At 72.0% G+C, this 19562-nt stretch carries 17 protein-coding genes and 1 tRNA gene; 8 read left to right on the top strand and 10 right to left on the bottom strand.

Going from position 1 to position 19562, the window contains the following annotated elements; all coding sequences use genetic code 11:
* Positions 1 to 23: 23 nt before the first annotated feature.
* The 4 genes from QI554_RS29265 (at position 24) to QI554_RS29250 (ending at position 4515) form a co-directional block, all read left to right on the top strand.
* Complete coding sequence (locus tag QI554_RS29265; protein ID WP_281473993.1) at positions 24 to 1007, top strand: Zn-ribbon domain-containing OB-fold protein; 984 nt, start codon at positions 24 to 26, stop codon at positions 1005 to 1007.
* 26 nt (positions 1008 to 1033) lie between these two features.
* Complete coding sequence (locus QI554_RS29260; protein ID WP_281473992.1) at positions 1034 to 2116, top strand: thiolase domain-containing protein; 1083 nt, start codon at positions 1034 to 1036, stop codon at positions 2114 to 2116.
* Positions 2116 to 3279 carry a thiolase domain-containing protein gene (locus QI554_RS29255; RefSeq protein WP_281473990.1) on the top strand — a complete coding sequence of 388 codons (1164 nt, stop codon included), beginning with the start codon at positions 2116 to 2118 and terminating at the stop codon, positions 3277 to 3279. The genes QI554_RS29260 and QI554_RS29255 overlap by 1 nt, the downstream gene beginning before the upstream one ends.
* Positions 3280 to 3390: 111 nt before the next feature.
* The gene (locus QI554_RS29250) at positions 3391 to 4515 is read left to right on the top strand and encodes a nitronate monooxygenase (protein ID WP_281473989.1); all 1125 of its coding nucleotides are present in this window, start codon (positions 3391 to 3393) and stop codon (positions 4513 to 4515) included.
* Positions 4516 to 4596: 81 nt separating this feature from the next.
* Here QI554_RS29250 and QI554_RS29245 read toward each other — a convergent pair whose 3' ends face one another.
* The 4 genes from QI554_RS29245 to QI554_RS29230 form a co-directional block, all read right to left on the bottom strand.
* The gene (locus QI554_RS29245; protein WP_281473988.1) at positions 4597 to 5391 is read right to left on the bottom strand and encodes an MHYT domain-containing protein; all 795 of its coding nucleotides are present in this window, start codon (positions 5389 to 5391) and stop codon (positions 4597 to 4599) included.
* A 163-nt stretch (positions 5392 to 5554) separates the two neighbouring features.
* Positions 5555 to 6916: an amidase gene (locus QI554_RS29240; RefSeq protein ID WP_281473987.1), complete on the bottom strand. Its 1362-nt coding sequence runs from the start codon at positions 6914 to 6916 to the stop codon at positions 5555 to 5557.
* 107 nt (positions 6917 to 7023) lie between these two features.
* The gene (locus QI554_RS29235) at positions 7024 to 8031 is read right to left on the bottom strand and encodes an MHYT domain-containing protein (protein ID WP_281473985.1); all 1008 of its coding nucleotides are present in this window, start codon (positions 8029 to 8031) and stop codon (positions 7024 to 7026) included.
* Positions 8032 to 8308: 277 nt separating this feature from the next.
* Positions 8309 to 9427, bottom strand: coding sequence for a P1 family peptidase (locus tag QI554_RS29230; protein WP_281473984.1), 1119 nt, complete (start codon positions 9425 to 9427; stop codon positions 8309 to 8311).
* Between the two features lie 330 nt (positions 9428 to 9757).
* Here QI554_RS29230 and QI554_RS29225 point away from each other — a divergent pair, with 330 nt between their 5' ends.
* Positions 9758 to 10996: an MFS transporter gene (locus tag QI554_RS29225; protein WP_281473982.1), complete on the top strand. Its 1239-nt coding sequence runs from the start codon at positions 9758 to 9760 to the stop codon at positions 10994 to 10996.
* 47 nt (positions 10997 to 11043) lie between these two features.
* Here the strand turns inward: QI554_RS29225 and QI554_RS29220 are convergent, their stop codons facing one another.
* On the bottom strand, positions 11044 to 11931 hold the full coding sequence (locus QI554_RS29220) for a TetR/AcrR family transcriptional regulator (protein WP_281473980.1): 888 nt from the start codon (positions 11929 to 11931) through the stop codon (positions 11044 to 11046).
* A gap of 168 nt (positions 11932 to 12099) precedes the next feature.
* Here QI554_RS29220 and QI554_RS29215 point away from each other — a divergent pair, with 168 nt between their 5' ends.
* Positions 12100 to 13668, top strand: a complete 1569-nt coding sequence (locus tag QI554_RS29215) for an MFS transporter (RefSeq protein WP_281473979.1) — start codon at positions 12100 to 12102, stop codon at positions 13666 to 13668.
* A gap of 116 nt (positions 13669 to 13784) precedes the next feature.
* Here QI554_RS29215 and QI554_RS29210 read toward each other — a convergent pair whose 3' ends face one another.
* Both QI554_RS29210 and QI554_RS29205 read right to left on the bottom strand, forming a co-directional pair.
* Entirely contained in the window at positions 13785 to 14981 is a 1197-nt protein-coding gene (locus tag QI554_RS29210) for a CaiB/BaiF CoA transferase family protein (RefSeq protein ID WP_281473977.1), read from the bottom strand.
* Between the two features lie 48 nt (positions 14982 to 15029).
* Entirely contained in the window at positions 15030 to 15554 is a 525-nt protein-coding gene (locus tag QI554_RS29205; protein ID WP_281473976.1) for a DUF4383 domain-containing protein, read from the bottom strand.
* A 179-nt stretch (positions 15555 to 15733) separates the two neighbouring features.
* Between QI554_RS29205 and QI554_RS29200 the strand changes: the two genes are divergently transcribed.
* Complete coding sequence (locus tag QI554_RS29200; protein WP_281473975.1) at positions 15734 to 16177, top strand: VOC family protein; 444 nt, start codon at positions 15734 to 15736, stop codon at positions 16175 to 16177.
* Between the two features lie 49 nt (positions 16178 to 16226).
* On the opposite strand, the gene QI554_RS29195 is transcribed toward QI554_RS29200, so the two are convergent.
* Positions 16227 to 17438 (bottom strand): cytochrome P450, encoded by a 1212-nt coding sequence (locus tag QI554_RS29195; RefSeq protein WP_281473974.1) that lies wholly within the window; start codon positions 17436 to 17438, stop codon positions 16227 to 16229.
* A 105-nt stretch (positions 17439 to 17543) separates the two neighbouring features.
* A tRNA-Val gene (locus QI554_RS29190) sits at positions 17544 to 17615 on the bottom strand.
* A gap of 158 nt (positions 17616 to 17773) precedes the next feature.
* On the opposite strand from QI554_RS29190, the gene QI554_RS29185 reads away from it, so the two are divergent.
* Positions 17774 to 18535, top strand: a complete 762-nt coding sequence (locus tag QI554_RS29185; RefSeq protein WP_281473972.1) for a restriction endonuclease — start codon at positions 17774 to 17776, stop codon at positions 18533 to 18535.
* 36 nt (positions 18536 to 18571) lie between these two features.
* Here QI554_RS29185 and QI554_RS29180 read toward each other — a convergent pair whose 3' ends face one another.
* The gene (locus tag QI554_RS29180; protein ID WP_281473970.1) at positions 18572 to 19066 is read right to left on the bottom strand and encodes a Rieske (2Fe-2S) protein; all 495 of its coding nucleotides are present in this window, start codon (positions 19064 to 19066) and stop codon (positions 18572 to 18574) included.
* Positions 19067 to 19562: the final 496 nt, after the last annotated feature.

Raw genomic sequence — 19562 nt, 5'->3', positions numbered from 1 at the left:
CCCAGCGCCGAGAGGACGACCGCGTGTCGACACAGACAAGCAGCACCATCCAGTTCCCGTACAAGCGCACGCTCGGACCGGTCATCAGCCGCTTCTTCTCCGAGCTGACCGCGCAGCGCATCGTCGGGATCCGCAGCGGCGAGCGGGTCATCGTTCCGCCGATGGAATACGACCCCGAGACCGGGAACGCGCTCGAGCCGGACTTCGTCGAGGTCGGCCCCGCCGGCACCGTCGTGTCGTGGACGTGGGTCGCCGAGCCCGGCAAGCACCACCCGCTGGACCGGCCGTTCGCGTACGCGCTGATCAAGCTGGACGGCGCCGACACCAACCTGCTCCACGCGCTCGACGCGGGCAGCGAGGACGCGGTGTCCACCGGCATGCGCGTCGCCCCGCGCTGGCGCGACGAACCGGTCGGCCGCATCGACGACATCGTCGCGTTCGTGCCCGGCGAGACCCCCGAGGGGCCCGCCGCCGGCGAGGCGCAGGACGTCCAGACGATGGACTACTTCTCCACCATCACGTACACGGACGTGCTGTCGCCGACCCTGGAGCGTTACGCCGCCAGCATGCGGGCCGGCGTCATCACCGGCCAGCGCTGCCCGCAGTGCAACCGCGTCTTCCTCGGCCGCGGCTACTGCTCGGTCGACGCGATCACGCTGGGCGAGGAGCACGAGGAGACGCTGCCGGACTACGGCGTCGTGTCGAACTACACGATCGTCACCCCGACTCCGTACCCGGGGCAGAAGGAGACCGAGCCGTTCGCGCGCGCCTCGGTCGTCCTGCACGGCGACGAAATGGTCATCGCCCAGCAGCAGATCATCGGCATCCCGGTCTCGGAGATCCGCGTCGGCATGCGCGTCAAGGCCCAGTGGTTCGCCGACGACGCCCGCAACGCCGCGGAGATCACCAGCAAGGGCTGGGGCACCGTCGCCGGGTTCATCGAGGGCTGGCTGCCCACCGGCGAGCCCGACGAGCCGGCCGAGCAGTACATGAACCGGGTGTTCTGACCGTGGCCGATTGGGAGACAGGCATCGTGAGCAACGAAAGCAACGACCGCGCCGACACCGCCATCGCGATCGTGTCGACCGCGTACCTTCCGGCCGTGCGGCGCAACGACGTCACCGAGACCGAGATGCTCATCGCGGTCGTCGACGAGGCGCTCGGCAAGGTCGGCCTCAAGCGCTCGGACATCGGGTTCAGCTGCCAGGGCTCGTGCGACTACGTCTCGGGCGGCACCTTCTCGTTCGTCCCGAACCTCGACGCGATGGGCGCCTGGCCGCCCATCCACGAGTCGCACGTCGAGATGGACGGCGCGTGGGCGATGTACGAGGCGTGGGTCCGCATGCAGCACGGCGACGTGGAGATCGCCGTCGCGCTGGGTTCCGGCAAGTCCTCGACCGGCGACCCGGCCGAGATCTACCTGAACGAGCTCGACCCGTACTACCTCGCGCCGCTCGGCCCCGACCCGGTCTCGCTGGCCGCGCTCCAGGCCCGGCAGCTGATCGAGAGCGGCAAGAGCACCGAGCGCGAACTCGCCGAGATCGCCGCGCGGTCCCGCCGCGACGCCGCGAACAACCCCAAGCAGCAGGTGCGTTCCGCGGAGACGGACGTCGACAAGCTGCTGGCCGAGCCGTACCTGCGCAACCCGCTGCGCAAGAGCGACCTGCCGCCGATCTCGGACGGCGCGTCCTGCGTCGTCATGGCGACCGCGCGCAAGGCCCGCGAACTCGTGTCGCGCCCCGCGTGGATCGCCGGCATCGACCACCGCAGCGAGGTGCACAACCCGGCGCTGCGCGACCTGACCGACTCGCCCTCGACGCGGCTCGCCGCCGAGAAGGCGGGCGGCGTCGAGGGCGTCGAGGTCGCCGAGCTGATGGCGCCGTTCACGGCGCAGGAGGTGGTCCTGCGCCAGGCGCTGGGCCTGGGCGACGACGTCGTGGTCAACCCGTCGGGCGGCGCGCTGACCGGCAACCCGCTCATGGCCACCGGACTGGTCCGGATCGCCGAGGCCGCCGAGCAGATCCTGTCGGGCGGGCGCAACCGTACGCTGGCGCACGCCACTTCGGGTCCGCTGCTGCAGCAGAACCTGGTGTGCATTCTGGAAGGTGACAACTGATGGGGCACGAACCGGTTGCGGTCGTCGGCATCGGCCAGACCAAGCACAAGAAGCGCCGTGACGACCTGTCGATCGCGGGCCTGGTGCGCGAGGCGGCGCAGCGCGCGCTCGACGACGCGCAGATGACGTGGTCGGACATCGACGCGGTGGTGATCGGCAAGGCGCCGGACATCTTCGAGGGCGTCATGAAGCCCGAGCTGTACCTCGCGGACGCGCTGGGCGGCGCCGGCAAGCCGGTGTTCCGCGTGCACACCGCGGGTTCGGTCGGCGGGTCGACCGCGATCGTCGCGTCCCACCTGGTGTCGTCGCGCGTGCACAAGCGCGTGCTGGCCGTGGCGTGGGAGAAGCAGTCCGAGGGCAACGCCCAGTTCGGGCTCGGCGGCGGCAAGTCCGGGTCGATCGGCGCGGGCGGCGCGTTCGCGCCGTGGATCCGCGCGTACATCCGCAAGTCGGGCGCGCCGGAGCACATCGGCTGGCAGGTGGCGGTCAAGGACCGGCAGAACGCGCTGCGGAACCCGTACGCGCACCTGCACCTGAAGGACATCTCGATCGAGAAGGTCCGCGAGTCGCCGATGATGTGGGACCCGCTGCACTTCCTGGAGTCCTGCCCGTCGTCCGACGGCGCGGGCGCGATCGTGCTGACCGACAAGGCGGGCGGCCTGGCGGCGGCGGCCGACGGGCGGCCGCCGGCGTGGGTGCTGGGGACGTCGATGCGTTCGGAGCCGTCGTCGTTCAACGGCCGCGACCCGATCCGCCCGCAGGCGGGCGTCGACTGCGCGTGGGACGTCTACAAGCAGGCCGGCATCACCGACCCGCGCAACCAGATCGACGTGGCCGAGCTGTACGTGCCGTTCTCGTGGTACGAGCCGATGTGGCTCGAGGGCCACGACATCGCGCCGGTGGGCGAGGGCTGGAAGATGGTCGACCGCGGTGAGACCGCGTTCGGCGGCTCGTTCCCGGTCAACCCGTCGGGCGGCGTGCTGTCGTCGAACCCGATCGGCGCGTCCGGCATGCTGCGCTTCCTGGAGGCCGCGCTCCAGGTCCGCGGGGCGGCGGGGGAGCACCAGGTGGACGGCGCCCGCGTGGCGCTCGCCCAGGCCTACGGTGCGGCCGCGCAGTACTTCGCGATGTGGGCGGTCGGCTCGGAGCTCCCGTCGAGCTGACTCGCGCGGGGGGCGGCCCCGACCACGCGCTCGAGGCGTGGTCGGGGCCGCCGTTTTTTGTCAGGGTTCCTGACCTTGTTTTGGTCAAGGAACCTGTCTATGCTCCCTCGCATGAAGCCACCCATCTGCGAGAAGCTCGGGATCGAGTTCCCGATCTTCGCCTTCTCCCACTGCCGGGACGTCGTCGCCGCGGTCAGCCGCGCGGGCGGCTTCGGGGTGCTCGGTGCCCTGGCGTTCAGCCCGGACCAGCTGGAGATCGAGCTCGCGTGGATCGACGAGCACGTCGAGGGCAGGCCGTACGGCGTCGACCTCGCGATCCCCATGAAGTACCTCGGCAAGGGCGGCGGTGACGCGGCGCTCCCGGCCAACCTTGAGAAGCTGATCCCCGAGGAGCACTGGCAGTTCGTCGACCGGCTGCTCGACGAGCACGGCATCCCGCCGCTGCCCGCCGAGCTCGAGGGCAAGGCCGCCAAGGCCGCCGGCCTCAACGTCGACCTCGAGTCGCGCGCGCAGATCGACACCGCGCTCAAGCACCCGCTCGTCAAGATGTTCGTCAACGCGCTCGGCCCGCCGCCCGCCGACATCATCGACGCGTGCCACGACGCCGGCGTCCTCGTCGGCGCGCTGTGCGGCAGCCCGCGGCACGCGCAGAAGCAGGTCGAGGCCGGCGTCGACGTCGTCGTCGCGCAGGGCACCGAAGCCGGCGGCCACTGCGGCGAGATCTCCACGATGGTGCTCATCCCGCAGGTCGTCGACGTGGTCGGCCCGGACGTCCCGGTGCTCGCCGCCGGCGGCATCGGCGGCGGCCGGCAGATGGCCGCGGCGCTCGCGCTCGGCGCGCAGGGCGTGTGGACCGGCAGCATCTGGCTCACCGTCGCCGAGGCCGACACGCACGAGACGGCCGTGCAGAACCTCCTGGAGGCGGCGTCCACGGACACCGTGCGCTCGCGCGCGATGACCGGCAAGCCGGCCCGCCAGCTGCGCACCGCGTGGACCGAGGCGTGGGAGGACCCGGCCAACCCGGACCCGCTGCCGATGCCGCTGCAGGGCCTCGTCTTCAACAAGGCGGCGCGGCGCATCACGCGCACCAAGAACAAGGAGCTCAACGGCTGGCCGGTCGGCCAGATCGTGGGCGCCATGGACCGGGTGCGGCCGACCCAGGAGGTCGTGCTGTCGATGGTCGAGGAGTGGGTCGAGGCGACCGAGCGGCTCGGCTCGCTGCTGTCGGACGACTGACCCGCACGTGGTTCCGCGCGGCGAGGGTGTGCTCGGGGAAGCACCCTCGCCGCGCGGCGTGTTCGGGGACGCGCGGTCGGGTCAGGACGCCGTGTGCGGCACCCCGCCCGCCGTGAGCCGGGCGACGCGGTCGTCGAAGTCCCGGTCGTCCTCCATCTGTTCGACGTTGGGCCAGATCGCCACGATCACCAGGATGATCATCGTCAGCACGCTGATCGAGGTGATCATCGGCGCGAAGAACGTGGTCTGGTCGGTGCCGTGCGGGTGCGCCCCGGCCGAGCCCGTGCCCGTGCGGTGCATGGCGAACATGCCGGTGTAGTGCATGCCGCAGACCGCGAGCCCCATGACCGGTACCGCGGCGGAGATCGCCTTGGCGCCTCGCACATGAAGTGCCGCCCACAGCGCGGCGGTCGCGGCGACGATCGCGATCACCATCGACAGCGAGACCACGCGCGGGTCGTAGCCGATCGGCTGCGTCGTCTTCATCGCGTACATCCCCAGGTAGTGCATCGCGCCGACGCCGGACCCGGTGATGACGCCGCCCACCAGCAGTGACGCCGTGCTCGACTCGCCGCCGATCGCCAGCGTCAGGCCGATGCCCACCACCAGGACGGACAGCAGCAGGCTCGCGAGCGTGAGCGGGATGTCGTACCGGACCTCCTGGCCGGGGATGCTGAACCCGAGCATGGCGATGAAGTGCATGACCCAGATCCCGGTGCCGCCGAGCGACACCGCAGCCATCGCGATCCAACGGCCGCGCGCGAAGCCGGACATGGCCTGCGCGCGGGCGCTGCACAGCAGCCCCAGGCAGGCGCCCGTGCACGACATGAGGAACGCCAGGCCGGGGGTGAGCGGGCCGTACGTGAAGTGGTTCATGTGTGTGTGCGCCGCGAAGCGCCCCTGGCGTTACGGGGGCAGCGGCCCTCCTTCCGGTCACCAGAGTGACCGGGTGTGACACGGCCCTTTCGCAAAGTACGCGGAATCGCCCGCGTTCGGGTTACCCGGCGTATAGTGCCCGGGTGCGGAAGGGCACAAGGCACTACACAGGCGCTGGGATTCGTGCCAACTTGCCGCGCATGTCCGGGACCTGGTGGTGCCATTCGGCCCGCCGCTGGTACGCGTCGCCGGCCCGCAGCACCAGCGCCTCGTCGAACGGCCGCCCGGAGATCTGCATGGCGAGCGGCAGTCCGTCGTCCCCGAACCCGATCGGCACCGACAGCGTCGGATTGCCCACCGCGCTCCAGTACGGCGTGTGCACCGCGGACCCGAACACAGCCATGAAGCCCGGGCTGTCCAGGCGGTCCACGCGCGGCGCGGTCACCGTCGCGGTCGGCGTCACCACCAGGTCCACCCGCTCCAGGAGCGCGTTGACCGCCTGCTGGCCGGTACGCCGCACGGCCTGGGCGCGCACGTAGTCCGCGGCCGTGTAGAACGCGCCGGTGGCGAAGGCGGTGCGGCCCGTCGTGCCGAACTCCTCCCAGCGGGACGTCAGGTCCGGTGCGAAGTGGGCCAGCGCCTCGGCCGCCAGGGTCAGCATGTCGGCGGCGTACAGCTCGCGGGCGAAGGGCAGTTCGACGTCGACGATGACCGCGCCCGCGGCCGCCAGGACGTCCAGCGCCGAGCCGAAGCGCAGCGGCAGCGACCGGTCGGCCAGGTCCGCGCCGAGCCGTAGCAGCGGGTCGACGCCGATCCGCACTCCCTCCACATGGCCGGACAGCGCCGCCGCGTACTCCGGTACCGGGCGGTCCGCGCAGCGCGCGTCCGCCGGGTGGTAGCCGGCCATCGCCGTCAGCAGCAGCGCGCAGTCCTCGGACGTGCGGCCCATCGGCCCCAGGTGCTCGACCGCCCCGGAGGCCGGGTTCGGCACCCTCCCGCGCGTCGGACGCAGCCCGGTGACACCGCAGAACGCCGCTGGCATCCGGATGCCGCCCGCCGCGTCCGCGCCCACGCCGCCCGGGAACAGCCCCGCCGCGATGCCGTTCGCGGTGCCCGAACTCGCGCCGCCCGCCCAGGCCGCCGGGTCCCACGGATTGCGCGGCACCGGCGTCTCGCGGCCCGGATCGGGCAGCCCGATGGTGAACTCCATGGCCGTGGTCGTGCCGAGCGGTACGGCGCCCGCGGCGCGGAGCCGGCCGACGGCGACGTCGTCCAACGCGCCGGGGAAGTCCCGCACGCCGATCGGCACTCCGTGCAGCGGGCCGCGGTCCAGGCCCGACGCGCGTTCGGCGTCGGCGCGTTCGGCCTCGGCGAGGGCCTCGTCGTCGCGTAGGGCGGCGTAGGTGCCCAGCCGTCGGCCGATGCGGGCGGCGCCCTCCAAGGCGACGCCGACCAGGTCGAGCGAGGTGACGGTGCCGGCGCGGAGCGCTCTGGCGGTCTCCGCGAGGGACATCGTTTCGGACATGCGTCGCCCTCCCCGTGGCAGGTGCTGGTGCCGGAATCGACCAGCCCAGCGTCCGGGGTCGGCATTGCCGGGGCGTCACTCCGGCGTGTACACGGGGTTACGTGTGGTCAGCGCCGCCGGAAGTAATCCTCGTGGGCTTCCGGACCGTCCTGCCAATCGTTCACGGGGTGGGGATTCGCCGAACCCTGCGGCATTCCGGAATAGGGAATTCCGGTTCCGTTCGGCCGGGGGATCCGGGAATGCCCGCCGATCTGATCCGGTCCGCGCGCCGGCGCCGGTCGCGCTGCCGCGCGGGGTGACCGGGAAGGCCTGACGGTGGTGCGCCGCCGGATTTTCTGATTCTCCGTCAGGCGATCGAGTCGGGCACCCAGTTCCGCCTCCTCCTCCATTTCGTCCTCGGTCGGCGAAAGCGCCACGATGAACATCGTCACGAAGGTGAAGAGGCTGATTCCGGTGATCAACGGCGCCAGGAACTGAACCGGTTCGGCGCCGTGCGAGACACCGCTGGACGCGGAGGTGTCGACACTCATCGAGTACATCGCGGTGTAGTGCATTCCGGTGACGGCCACACCCATGATCAATGCGGCCACGACGGTCGCCAGCATGCCCCGGATATTGAACGCCATCCACAACGCGGCGGTCGCCGCGACCACCGCGATCACCACCGACAGCGACACGATCGTCGTGTCGTAGTCGATCGAACCCCGCAGCCACAGCGCCGACATGCCCAGGTAGTGCATGCTCGCCACCCCGCCGCCCGTGAGCACGCCGCCCAGCAGCAGCGGGGCCACCCGGTTGCCGGCGTACCCGACGATCGACAGGCCGAGGCCGACCACCGCGATCGCCGCGATCAGGCTGAGGATGGTGCGCTGGACGTCGTACCGGATCGCGGTGCCCTCGACGGAGAAGCCGAGCATCGCGATGAAATGCATGACCCAGATTCCGGTGCCGCCGATCGAAACGGCGGCGAGAATCAGCCATCGGGCGCGGGCCCAGCCCAGCGCCGCGCGTGCTCTCGACGTGCACAAAAGGCCGAGGCCTGAGCCCAGGCAGGACATCACATAGGCGAGCGTGGGCGTCAGGGGTCCTGACGAGAAATGGTGGATGTCGCCCATTGCGCCGAGCCTCCTTGATCGTCGCGTGCCGACGCCCCCGAGGAAAGGCTGATCACGCGGTCGACGGCCTGCTGCCGTGGGGGGCTTGGTGCACACCGGAAAGGCGATCGCCGCGCGCCGATCATAGGCGCAGATGAAGTCGGTGTGCACTGCACGCGAATTGGCTTTGCGCGATCCGAACCATAGGCACGGATACGGGAGTTACTCATTCCGGTCGTGCGATTTTCGTGCCTTTTTCGGGCGGTCTCGCCGGAATGGCCGCAACTGTGCGGGGAATTCAGTCGGTGCGCCGGTATCGCGCCGCCGCGCCCGGGTACAGCGAGCGGTACGACGGTGCGGGACCCGTCGCCATATCCACAGATTCCGCCGCAAGAACCCCGTGCACGATGGCGCGCGCCACCACGTCGGCGGCCGCGGCGTGGATCGCCGACAGGGCCGCGGCCTCCGCATTGACGCCGTACGGGGTCTCCGACGAGACCGCGGGCAGCAGCCGGGCGCCGGTGGACAGCGCGAAAACGGTGTCGCCGTCGTAGAGCGTGTGCACCGGGCGCAGGGCGCGGGCCATGCCGTCGTGTGCGACGCCGGCGAGCTTGTGCGCCTGCGCGCGGGTCAGCGCGGCGTCCGTCGCGACGACCGCGAGCGTGGTGTTCAACGGCGGCTGGGGCGCGTCGGCGTCCACGAACCGGCCGAGCGCCGCGGCGTGTTCGTTGTGCGACGGGGGCACCAGCGGGAACTCGCCCGGCAGCGCCGCGACCATGCCGTACGGCAGCCCGCCGACCGGGTCGATCGCCGACCCCGCAGCGTTGACCACCACGAGGGCGGCCACCGTCACACCGCCTTCCAGGACGCAACTCGCGGTGCCCAGGCCACCCTTGAGCCCACCGGCGAGCGCGCCCGTCGCGGCGCCGACGACGCCCGTGGCGACCGGACCGCACTCCTCCTCCGCCGCGGCCGCCTCGACCGCGGCCCGCCCCAGCGCGGCGTCCGGACGCTTGCGGAAGTCCCCGCCGCGCCCCAGGTCGAAGATCGTCGCGGCGGGCACCACCGGCACCACCTCGTGCGGCAGTTCACCGACGGGGAACCCGCGCTCGTGGTCCTCCAGCCACGAGACGACACCCGCCACCGCGTCCAGCCCGTACGCGCTCCCACCGGTCAACGCGATCGCCTCGACACGTGGGACCAGGTTCCGCGGATCGAGCGCATCGGTCTCCCGCGTCCCAGGCCCGCCCCCACGCACATCGACCGCCGCCACCACGCCCCCGGGCGGCGCGAGCACGACCGTCACCCCGGTCAGCGCACCGTCCCCGACCATCGACGCATGCCCGACCCGCAGCCCCGCGACATCGCTCAGCGCGTTCCGCGGCCCGGCGGTCATGTGCGGCGTTGCGACGGCCATACGGGCTCCTCAGTACGGAACAACCGACATCCGGCGGCCAACCCCGCCGTACCCCCCTGATCATCCGCCGCCCACCCCAACCCGGCCACGCCGGGTCCCACCCCGCCCACCCCGTCTCGACCCGCCCGATCCCTCCGGCCCAGCCCAGCCCACTCCGCCGCGCCGCCTCGCCGTTGCCTCACCCGCTCTCGCCCGCCCACCCCTCCCGCTTCACCCAGCCTCACGTTCCCCCGCCCGCGGCATCTGTGCGGCGATCAGAATGCGAGACGCATATCTCGGATCATGAGATCCCGTGTAGCGTGCATGTTGTTCTCCAGGGGAGGGGCCGCGATGACCGTCGAGCCGCGTGCGTCCAGTCGGCGGTGGGTGATGCTCGGGATCGGGATGACCGCGCAGTGCGCCAGTTGCGTCTTCCTCTACGGCCTCGCCTACCTCGTGCCCGTGCTGCGCGAGCAGGAGGGCATGTCGCTGACCGCCGCGGCGACCGTCGTCACCTGTCCCACCGTCGGGCTGATGTGCACGCTGGTGCTGTGGGGTGCGGCCGCGGACCGGTTCGGGGAGCGGGGGGTCATGGCGGCCGGGCTCCTGCTCGCGGGTGGGGCGATCGCGGTGGCGATGAGTGGCGGCGGGGTTGTCTGGATGGGGACGTGGCTGGCCGTCGCCGGTGCGTCGAGCGCGTCGGTCAACGCCGCCAGCGGCCGGGTCGTGCTCGGCTGGTTCGGCCCGACCGAGCGCGGCATGGCGATGGGTGTGCGCCAGATGGCGCAGCCCCTGGGCATGGTGGTCGCGGCGTTGGTGCTGCCGCCGATCGGGACCTCGCACGGCGTACGGGCCGCACTGCTGTTCCCGTTGGTCTTCTGCGTCGTTGCGGGCCTCGCGGTCGCGCTGTTCGTCGTCGATCCGCCGCGTCCCGGACCGGTCGCCGGCGCCGCCAAGCCCGCCTCGCCGTACCGCACGCCGGTCCTGTTCCGCATCCACGCGGCCGGCGCACTGCTGGTGATACCGCAGTTCGTGGTGGTCTCGTACTCGGCCGACTACCTGGTGGAGGAGCACGGCTGGACGGCGACCTCGGCCGGGCGCCTGCTGGCCGCCGTGCAGACGGTCGCGGCGGTGTCCCGGCTGCTGGTGGGCGCCTGGTCCGACCGCGTGGGTTCGCGGCTGGGCCCGATGCGCACGCTGTCGCTGGCCAACGCCGCCGCGGTGGCGGCGCTGGCGGTGGCCGCGCTCTGGCCCTCGTGGCCCGCGGTCGTCGCGCTGCTGGTCGCGTCCGTGGCGACGGTGTGCTGGAACGGCGTGGCGTTCACCGCCGTCGCCGAACTCGCCGGGTCCGCCTGGGCGGGGCGCGCGCTCGGCATCCACAACATGGGCCAGAACCTGGCCGCGGCGGCCGGACCGCCCGTGCTGTCGCTGGTCATCGGCGGGCCGGGCTACGCCGCGGCGTACGGCCTGTGCGCGGTCATCCCGCTGGCAGCCGCCGCCCTGACACCGGTGCGGGACGAGCCGAGGTTCGCCCCGAAGCGCGCCGTGGCCGAACGCAGCCCGGGAGAGCGGGCGTTGAGCGAGCGCTGACGAAAGGGGCCGCGGGACACCGGTGGTGACGGGGCGTCATGCCCCGTTCAGCGGTCCCCGCGCCTGCCCCGCAGGCGGTGCCGGCGACCCTGTCCCCGGCCGCGCTCGCGCCCGCGTTCGCGCCTTCGCTCGTGCCAGCGTCCGAACGGTTCGGGCTTCCCGCCCGCCTCGCGGGCGCGCATGCGCTCCGCGTACGCCTGCATCCCGAGCAGGATGACCTCGGCGCCGAACATGAAGCGCTCGTCGCCGTCGCCCTGGGTCATGACGTCGAACAGCGACACCGCGGTGGGGAACTCGTCGGGCGGCAGGTTCTCGAAGAAGTCCCTGATCTCGTCGAAGTACGCGTGGATCGACCCGGGTGCGAGCTCCTCCTGCAGCTGCATGAGGCCCTGCTCGTACGCCGCGGACGTGGTGTACAGCGCGATCAGGTCGGCCGACCACGCGATGACGAGGTCGGGCAGCCCGCCCGCGCGCAGCATGGCCAGCATCGCCTCCATGCTGCGCAGCGTGTTGGGCATGGTCGGGATCTTCCCGAAGCTGGCCTTGGCGAGGTCGCGGTGCGCGGCGTAGACGTCGCGTACCTGACGCATGCTCTCCGCCGTCTGCTCCTGCCAGCGCTCCGGATCCGGTGGCGGGACGCGCAGTTCGCCGTTGACCCGGTCGAGGACGAGCTCGATGAGCTCCTCCTTGTTCTGGACGTGGGCGTACAGCGAGGCGGCGCCCGTGTCGAGGCTCTGCGCGACGCGCCGCATGGACAGCGCGTCCAGGCCTTCGGCGTCGATGATCGCCAGCGCGGCGTCGATGATCGTGTCCGCGGTGAGCGGCGCCTTGCGCGCGGACCGCGCGGGCTTGCGGGGCGCCCTCGGCGCGCGCCAGCCGGGCACCAGCGACGAGGGCGGCGTGGCGGCCTCGTGATCAGCGGGTACGGCGGGCATCGCTCACCTCCGGGGGGCTCTTTCGAACACTGTACTTGACGCGAACACTGTTCGACCTTATAACAGTGTTCGTTGCTTCGAACAGTGTTCGTGGATCGAACATCGTTCGGGAGAGGGTCGAGGCCCGCAGGAACCGCACCGTCCGACACCGAGCCCCAGGGGGACCTCATGAGCGCCACCGCCGAACACCTGTCCGAGCCCCGCGAAGACGAAGACGTCCGCCCCGGCTCAGCCGTCGACACACAGACCGCGGCGCCACCCGACACGGACGAGGCCGAGGGGCCCACCCCGTACAAGTGGCGCTGGTTCGCCCTCGCCGTCGTGCTCGGCGCCGAGATCATGGACCTGTTCGACGGCACCATCACCGGCGTCGCCGGTCCCAAGATCGAGGCTGCGCTCGGCGGCAGCTACAGCCAGCTCCAGTGGATGTCGGCCGCGTACACGCTGTCGTTCGCGATGCTGCTGATCACCGGCGCGCGGCTCGGCGACCTCTTCGGCCGCCGGACGATGTTCCTCATCGGCACCGCGGGCTTCGCCCTCACGTCGCTGATGTGCGGGCTCGCGACCTCGCCCGAGACGCTGATCGCCGCCCGCGCGGTCCAGGGCATCGCCGCGGCGATGATGATCCCGCAGGGCCTGGGGATCCTGCGCGACCTGTTCCCGCCCAAGGAGATGGCCGCCGCGTTCGGGATCTTCGGGCCGATCATGGGCCTCGGCGCGGTCGCCGGCCCGATCATCGGCGGATTCCTGGTCGACGCCGACCTGTTCGGCTTCGGCTGGCGCTCGATCTTCTTCGTGAACCTCCCCGTGGGGGTGTTCGCCTTCACCGCAGCCCTTCGGATTCTTCCCAAGTCCCTTGACGCGAACCGCAGCCGGAGCCGCTTCGCGGACCTCGACCTGACCGGCATGGCGCTGATGAGCGGGGCCATGGTGCTCGCCATCCTGCCGCTCGTGCAGGGCCGCGAAGAGGGCTGGCCGACCTGGACGTTCGTGTGCATGGGCCTCGCGCTCCCGGTGTTCCTCCTGTTCGTCTGGCACGAGACCCGGCTGCGCCGCGCCGGCGGGTCGACGCTCGTCGAGCTCAGCCTGTTCCGCAACCGCGCCTTCACCAGCGCGCTCGTCGTGGGCTTGCTCTTCTTCAGCACGATGATGGCCTTCATGCTGATCCTGACCGTCTACATGCAGGCGGGCCTGGCGTGGTCTGCCGCCGACGCGGCCGTCGCGATGATCCCGTGGTCGCTCGGCGTCACCGTCGGCGCGGGCTTGTCGGGCGGGCTGCTGGCCCCGAAGTTCGGCCGCAAGGTGCTGCACGCGGGCCTGCTGGTGCAGGTCGTCGGCGGCATCGCCCTGTGGTTCACGATCGACCAGCGCCCGGAGGGCGTGTCCGGCTGGATCCTGGTCCCGGCGCTCGCCGTCATGGGCATCGGCACCGGCCTGATCATGGCGCCGTTCTTCGACATCGCGATCGCGGGCGTCACCGACGAGCAGACCGGCTCGGCGTCCGGCGTCCTCAACGCGATCCAGCAGCTGGGCGGTTCGATCGGCATCGCGGTCTTCGGGACGGTCTTCTTCGGCTACGCCGACGACCGCATCGGCCACGGCGCGGTGTCCGCGTTCGGCGACGCCGCGGAGTACACGATCCTGATCATGTGCGGGGTGCTCGCCGCCACGTGGGTCGCCGCGTTCCTCATGCCGAAGTGGGCGCGCCCGGCCGACGAGGCGGGTGCCGGCCACTGACCGGCCGGGCGGGGCCGAGCCCCGTCGGCGCCGCACCGCGGTCCCCCTGACGACGCCCGCCGGAACCCTCCGGCGGGCGTCGCCGCGTTTTCCGCGGCCGACCGGTCAGGCCCGGGTCATCCGAGGCCCAGCTCCGCGCGGATCGCCGCGCCGTGCTCGTCCACCGCCGGGATCGGACCCATCGCCGGCTCCCGGCCCGGCACCGTCACCGGCGGCAGCAGCGCGCGCAGCGGCCCCGCGGGCGAGCCGACCTCGCGCCACCGGTCGCGCGCCGCGAGCTGGGGGTGGGACGCGAAGCCCGCCATGTCCCGCAGCCGCGCGTTCGCGATGCCCGCGGCGTCCAGCCGGGCGAGCACCTCGTCGGCGGTCAGCTTCGCGAACACCCCGGTGATTTCGGTCTCCAGCGCGTCGCGGTGCGTCAGCCGGTCCGGGTTGGCCGCGAACCGCGGATCCGCCTCCAACCCGGGGCGGTCCAGGACGTCGCGGCACAGCAGGCCCCACTCCCGCTGGTTCTGCACGGCCAGGAACACCTGGCCGCCGTCGCCCGCCGCGAACGGGCCGTACGGCGCGATCGTGGCGTGCCGCGCGCCGCTGCGCACCGGCGGCACGCCGCCGTACTCCGTCCAGTAGTACGGGAAGCCCATCCACTCGCCGAGCGCCTCCAGCATCGACACCTCGAAGCGGGTGCCCAGGCCGGTCGCGCGGCGCTCGTACAGCGCGGTCAGCACGCCGGTGAACGCGTACATGCCGGCCGCGATGTCGGCGACCGCGATGCCGGTCTTGGCCGGCTCGGCGCCGCCGGTGATCGAGGGCAGGCCCGCCTCGCACTGGACGAGCAGGTCGTACGCCTTCTTGTCGCGGTACGGGCCGCTGTCGCCGTACCCGGAGATGCCGCACACGATCAGCGCCGGATGCCGTGCCGCGAGCTCCTCCGCGCCGAGCCCGAGCCGGTCGGCGGCGCCCGGCGCGAGGTTCTGCACGAACACGTCCGCCCGCGCGATCAGCCGGTCCAGGACCTCGCGGTCGACGGGGTCCTTCACGTCGAGCGCGATCGACTCCTTGCCGCGGTTGAGCCACACGAAGTGGCTGGACAGGCCGCGCACGGTCCCGTCGTACGCCCGCGCGAAGTCGCCGTCGCCCGGCCGCTCCACCTTGATGACGCGCGCCCCCAGGTCGGCGAGCTGCCGGGTCGCGAACGGCGCCGCGACGGCCTGCTCCAGCGCGACCACGGTGACACCGGCGAGCGGCAGACCGGCCGGCGACGGGGCGCCCTCCGGCGGCTCGGTGCGTCCGGTGTGCTGCTGACCCGGCATGCGGGGCCTCCTCGTGGTGCGGGGACGCCCATCATCCTCCGGGGCGGATCAGTGCGTCCCCAGCGGGCCACCGCCCGCCAGGGTCTGCCGCGCCTTGTCCTCGCGCGCCGCCCGGCCGGGGTTCCGGGCCCGCCAGTACGGGTTGTCGTGCGGCAGGGCGCTGCCGACCCGCCCGTACATGCCGAACGCCAGCAGCGCGACACCGACCGCGAAGCTGAAGATCACGTTGGACATGTGGAAGCCGAGGACGTTGTGGTCGCGGCCGATCAGCGACAGGTTCACGAAGCCGCTCATGATGAACGCGACGCCGACCACGATGTTGAGGTTCGAGGCGAAGTTCCCGCCGCGCAGCGTGCCCGAGACCAGGACCAGGCCGACCGCGATCGACAGCGTGCTGAGCGCGCCGTTGGTCGACAAGCCGGCCACCTCCTGGTCGGACGAGCCGAAGAACGTGATCGACTCGACGAGCCCGAGGATGCCGAAGACCAGCAGGAACACCCCCACCAGGCCGGCGCCGAAGCGGTACACCCGGCCGAGCCGGTGGTCCACGGGCAGCTCGTCGTGCAGCTCCATCGGACGCCTCCTCGCGGACGTGTCCTTGCGGCGGCCGGAGTGATAATTCCAGGTTCGTCCTGATTCACCGGAATGCCAAGCCGGGCTGCCGCGGCCCTCGATCATTCGCGGCCGCGCGGCTAGCCTGCGCGCAGTGCTGACGCGCCGTCAGCAGAACGGCCGGAAAAGGGAGTCCACGCATGTCCGACGCCTACGCTGTCTCACACCTCGGCCTCTGCGTCGGCGACCTCGACCGCTCGCTGCGCTTCTACTGCGAGGGCCTCGGCTTCGCCCCCGTCATCAGCTACGAGATCGGCGACGAGGCGGCCGCGACGCTGGAGGTGCCCACCCCGGTGCGGCTGACCTCGCAGATGATCGCCAAGGGCGCGCTCGTGATCGAACTGCTGTGCTACGCGTCCCCGGGCGCCACCGGCACGCCCTCCGCGCACCGCAACCAGCTCGGCCTCACGCACCTGAGCTTCACCGTCGAGGACGTCGACGCCGCGGCCGCCCGCCTCGTCGAGTACGGCGGCACGCTGCTCGCCGACACCCGCACCAGCATGAAGACCGACCTGGGCTCCGCCGAGCTGGTGTTCCTGGCCGACCCCGACGGCACCCGCGTCGAACTGATGAAGCTCGGCTAGCGGGAGCGGCGCCGGGGCCGGCGGATCCGGGCGGCCCCGGCCCGGTCGGTCAGCGCGGCACCAGGTCGACGTACGCCTCCCGGATGCCGTGCACGAACGCGTTCGGCATGTCCACGACCTCGGTGCCCGGCGTCAGCCGGATGTCCCGGACCCGGCGCAGCAGCTCCTCGAAGAAGATCCGGATCTCCAGCCGCGCCAGCGGCGCGCCCAGGCAGAAGTGCGTGCCGAAGCCGAACGTGATGTGGTCGTTCGGGCTGCGCGTCACGTCGAAGCGCTCCGGGTCGGTGAACACGCGCGGGTCGCGGTTCGCCGAGCCGTACAGCATGACCACCTGGTGGCCGTCCGGGATCACCGTCTCCCCGATCGGCTGGTCGCCCACCGCGACCCGGCACATGTTGTGGATCGGCGTCACGTACCGGATGAACTCCTCGGTGGCCACCGCCAGATCGGCGCCGCCGACGAGCAGGTCCCACTGCTCCGGGTGCGCGATCAGGTTGAGGAACGTGCGGGCGATGACCGTACGGGTGGTCTCCGCGCCGCCGTCCAGCAGCAGCAGGCAGTCGCTGAACACCTCGCCCGGGCCGATCGGCACGCCGTCGATCGACGCCTTCGTCCACGTCGACATCACGTCGTCGGCAGGACACCCCTTCTTCGCCTCGAACAGCTCCAGCGCCGCCGTCGCGAACTCGCCCACCGCGGCCTTGCCGTCCTCGGTGAAGGCCTGCGGGCCGCCGCCGAGCGCGATGGTGCGCTCCGACCAGTCGCGCAGCAACGGCCACTGCTCGTCCGGGAACCCGAGCAGCCGGCCGATCATCATCGCGGGCAGCACGGACGCCAGCTCGGAGACCACCTCGACGCTGCCCTTCGCGACCGCCGTGTCGAGGATGTCGACGCAGACCGCGCGCACATGCTGCTCCCACTCGCGCACGCCGCGCGGGGTGAACCACTTGCTCACCAGCTTGCGGCGCTGGTTGTGCAGCGGGTTGTCCAGCCCGATGATCGCCGGGTCGGCGGGCAGGTTCGGGCGGTAGCCGCCCTTGTTGCGGTCCGAGTTGATGAAGTGGTCGCTGCGCGCCTCGACGTCCTTGAGGTCTGCGTAGCGGAAGACGCCCCACAGTTCGTTGCCCGCGTCCCAGGCGACCGGCTCGTGGTCCCGGAACCACGCGTACGTCGAGTACGGGTCGCGGGCGTAGAACTCACCGTCGAGCAGGTCGAGCGCGGGGCGCGGTGCGGCGGGAGCGGTGGCTGTGGTGGCGTCCATGGTGCCGTACGCAACCACGGATCCCGGCCGGATACCAGACTCCGGCAAGCTTTTGGACGGGGAACGCCAAGGGCCCGGTCCGCAGGACCGGGCCCTTGTCTCGGGTGGGCGATACTGGGATCGAACCAGTGACCCCTTCGGTGTGAACGAAGTGCTCTCCCGCTGAGCTAATCGCCCGAGAACGTGCCCCACGATACTGGTTAACCCCCGCAATCCCACAACCAGGTATTCACGCGCCCGGCCTCGCCGCGTTCATCAGCCGTCCCTTGCCCTGCTGAGATAGCGTCTGGGCCGGGTCGAACGGCCCGGCACGGGGCGGCGGAACGGGGGCGCGGATGACCACGACACGGCGTACGGCACGCGGCAACGGGACGACCCGGACCGCTCGAAGCACGCGGGTCCCCGCGCCGCGACGCACCCGCCCCGGCGGACGCCGCCCGTCCGGTGGACGCCGGCCGCGGCGCACCGGACCCGCCGCACGCGTCTACGCGACCCTGACCATCGGTTTCTGCGTCGCGGCCGGGATCGCCGGCTATCTGCGCGCCTGGCAGGCGCTGTTCGGCATCCTCTCCGCCGCCGCGTTCGTACTGGTCCTCGTCCTCGGCACGCGCTGGATCAGGAACGGCCTGCGCACCGGATGGCGCCGCCGCGGCCAGGACGCCCGCCGCCGCATCGCCAGGTCGCTGGCCGCCGTCGACGCCATGGACGGCACCGCCTTCGAACACCACGTCGCCGCGTTGTGCGAACGCGACGGCTGCACCCGGGTCCAGGTCAGCGGCGGCGCCGGCGACCTCGGCGCGGACGTGACCGGGCGGCTGTACAACGGCCGCTTCATGGTCATCCAGTGCAAGCGCTACGCACCGGACCGCGCGGTCGGCAGCCCCGACATGCAGCGCTTCGTCGGCACCGCGCGACCGGTGCACAACGCCGAGGTCGCCCTCTTCGTCACCAGCACCCGCTTCACCACCCCGGCCCGCGACCTCGCGCGCGGCCAGCGCATCATCGCCATCGACCGCGACCTGCTGGGGCTGTGGATGAACGGCACGCCGCTGGCGTCCGTCATCGCGATGACGGCCACCAGCACGACGCGCGCCTGACGGTCCCGCGGCACCGGGCCGCGGGACCGCCGCGACTCAGGCCAGCGAGATCTGGTCGCCCGTCACCGTGATCTGCTTCGGCGGCAACGGCTTGGGCGCCGGCCCGGCCTTCACCGACGCGTCCACGATCGAGTACTCGCTGCCGTGGCACGGGCACTGGATCAGACCGTCGGCGACCTTCGCGACCGTGCAGCCCTGGTGCGTGCACGTCGAGCTGAACGCCTTGAACGTGCCGGCGGTCGGCTGCGTGACGACCACCTTCTGGCTGTCGAAGATCTTCCCGCCGCCCACCGGAATGTCCGACGTCTTCGCCAGCACCTTCCCGCCACCGGCCGACGACGCCCCCGACGGCTGACCACCGCCGGCCGAGGTCTGACCGCCACCCGCCGGCTGGGACCCGGCCGTCGTCGCCGACCCCGACCCGGAATCCTTCGAGTCACTGCCACACGCGACCAGCGCGGCACCGCCGACCGCCGCCGCAGACACGGCGAGCAGCCGTCGCCGCCCCACACCCACGTTCTCGACGTCCACCGTTCCCCCAAAAGGAACTCGCAGGGACGCGCCGCGATGGCCGCGGCCGCGCATGCCCTCCACACGTACGGGAACGAGGCGATGGTTCAACGTCGAAGCCGTCAGTACGCACCAACCCCATGTCCGCCCCGGGCGACGGCACGCCGACGAGGTTGCCCACCCCCAGAGAGCCCAGCCGGATGCCCACCGACGACCACCCGGACGGAGCAGGCGACGGGCCGGGGGTTCGGCCCATTCCGGTGCGGGGGCGCGTCTTTGGCGCGCGAGCTGGCCGCCATGTGCGGGGCGGGGCTCGGTCGTTGCGGCGTGGAGACCGTGGCCATGCACGGTCCCCTGACCTGCACGCTGGCGGTGGCCACCTCCCCCTCCCGATTTGTGATTGTCCGCGCGGCCGGTCGCCTGTCAAGGCGCGGTGGATCAGTCGTCAACAGGTGGCCTGTCGCGTGTCGGGGAGGCGCCTTGACAGGCGCCCGGCCGCGCTAAAACCTCGGCAACT

Origin of the sequence: Yinghuangia seranimata, assembly GCF_029953285.1 — a bacterium.
Taxonomy (GTDB): domain Bacteria; phylum Actinomycetota; class Actinomycetes; order Streptomycetales; family Streptomycetaceae; genus Yinghuangia; species Yinghuangia seranimata.
The sequence above is the reverse complement of the archived record's forward strand: the minus strand, read 5'-3'. Positions and strand labels throughout refer to the sequence as shown.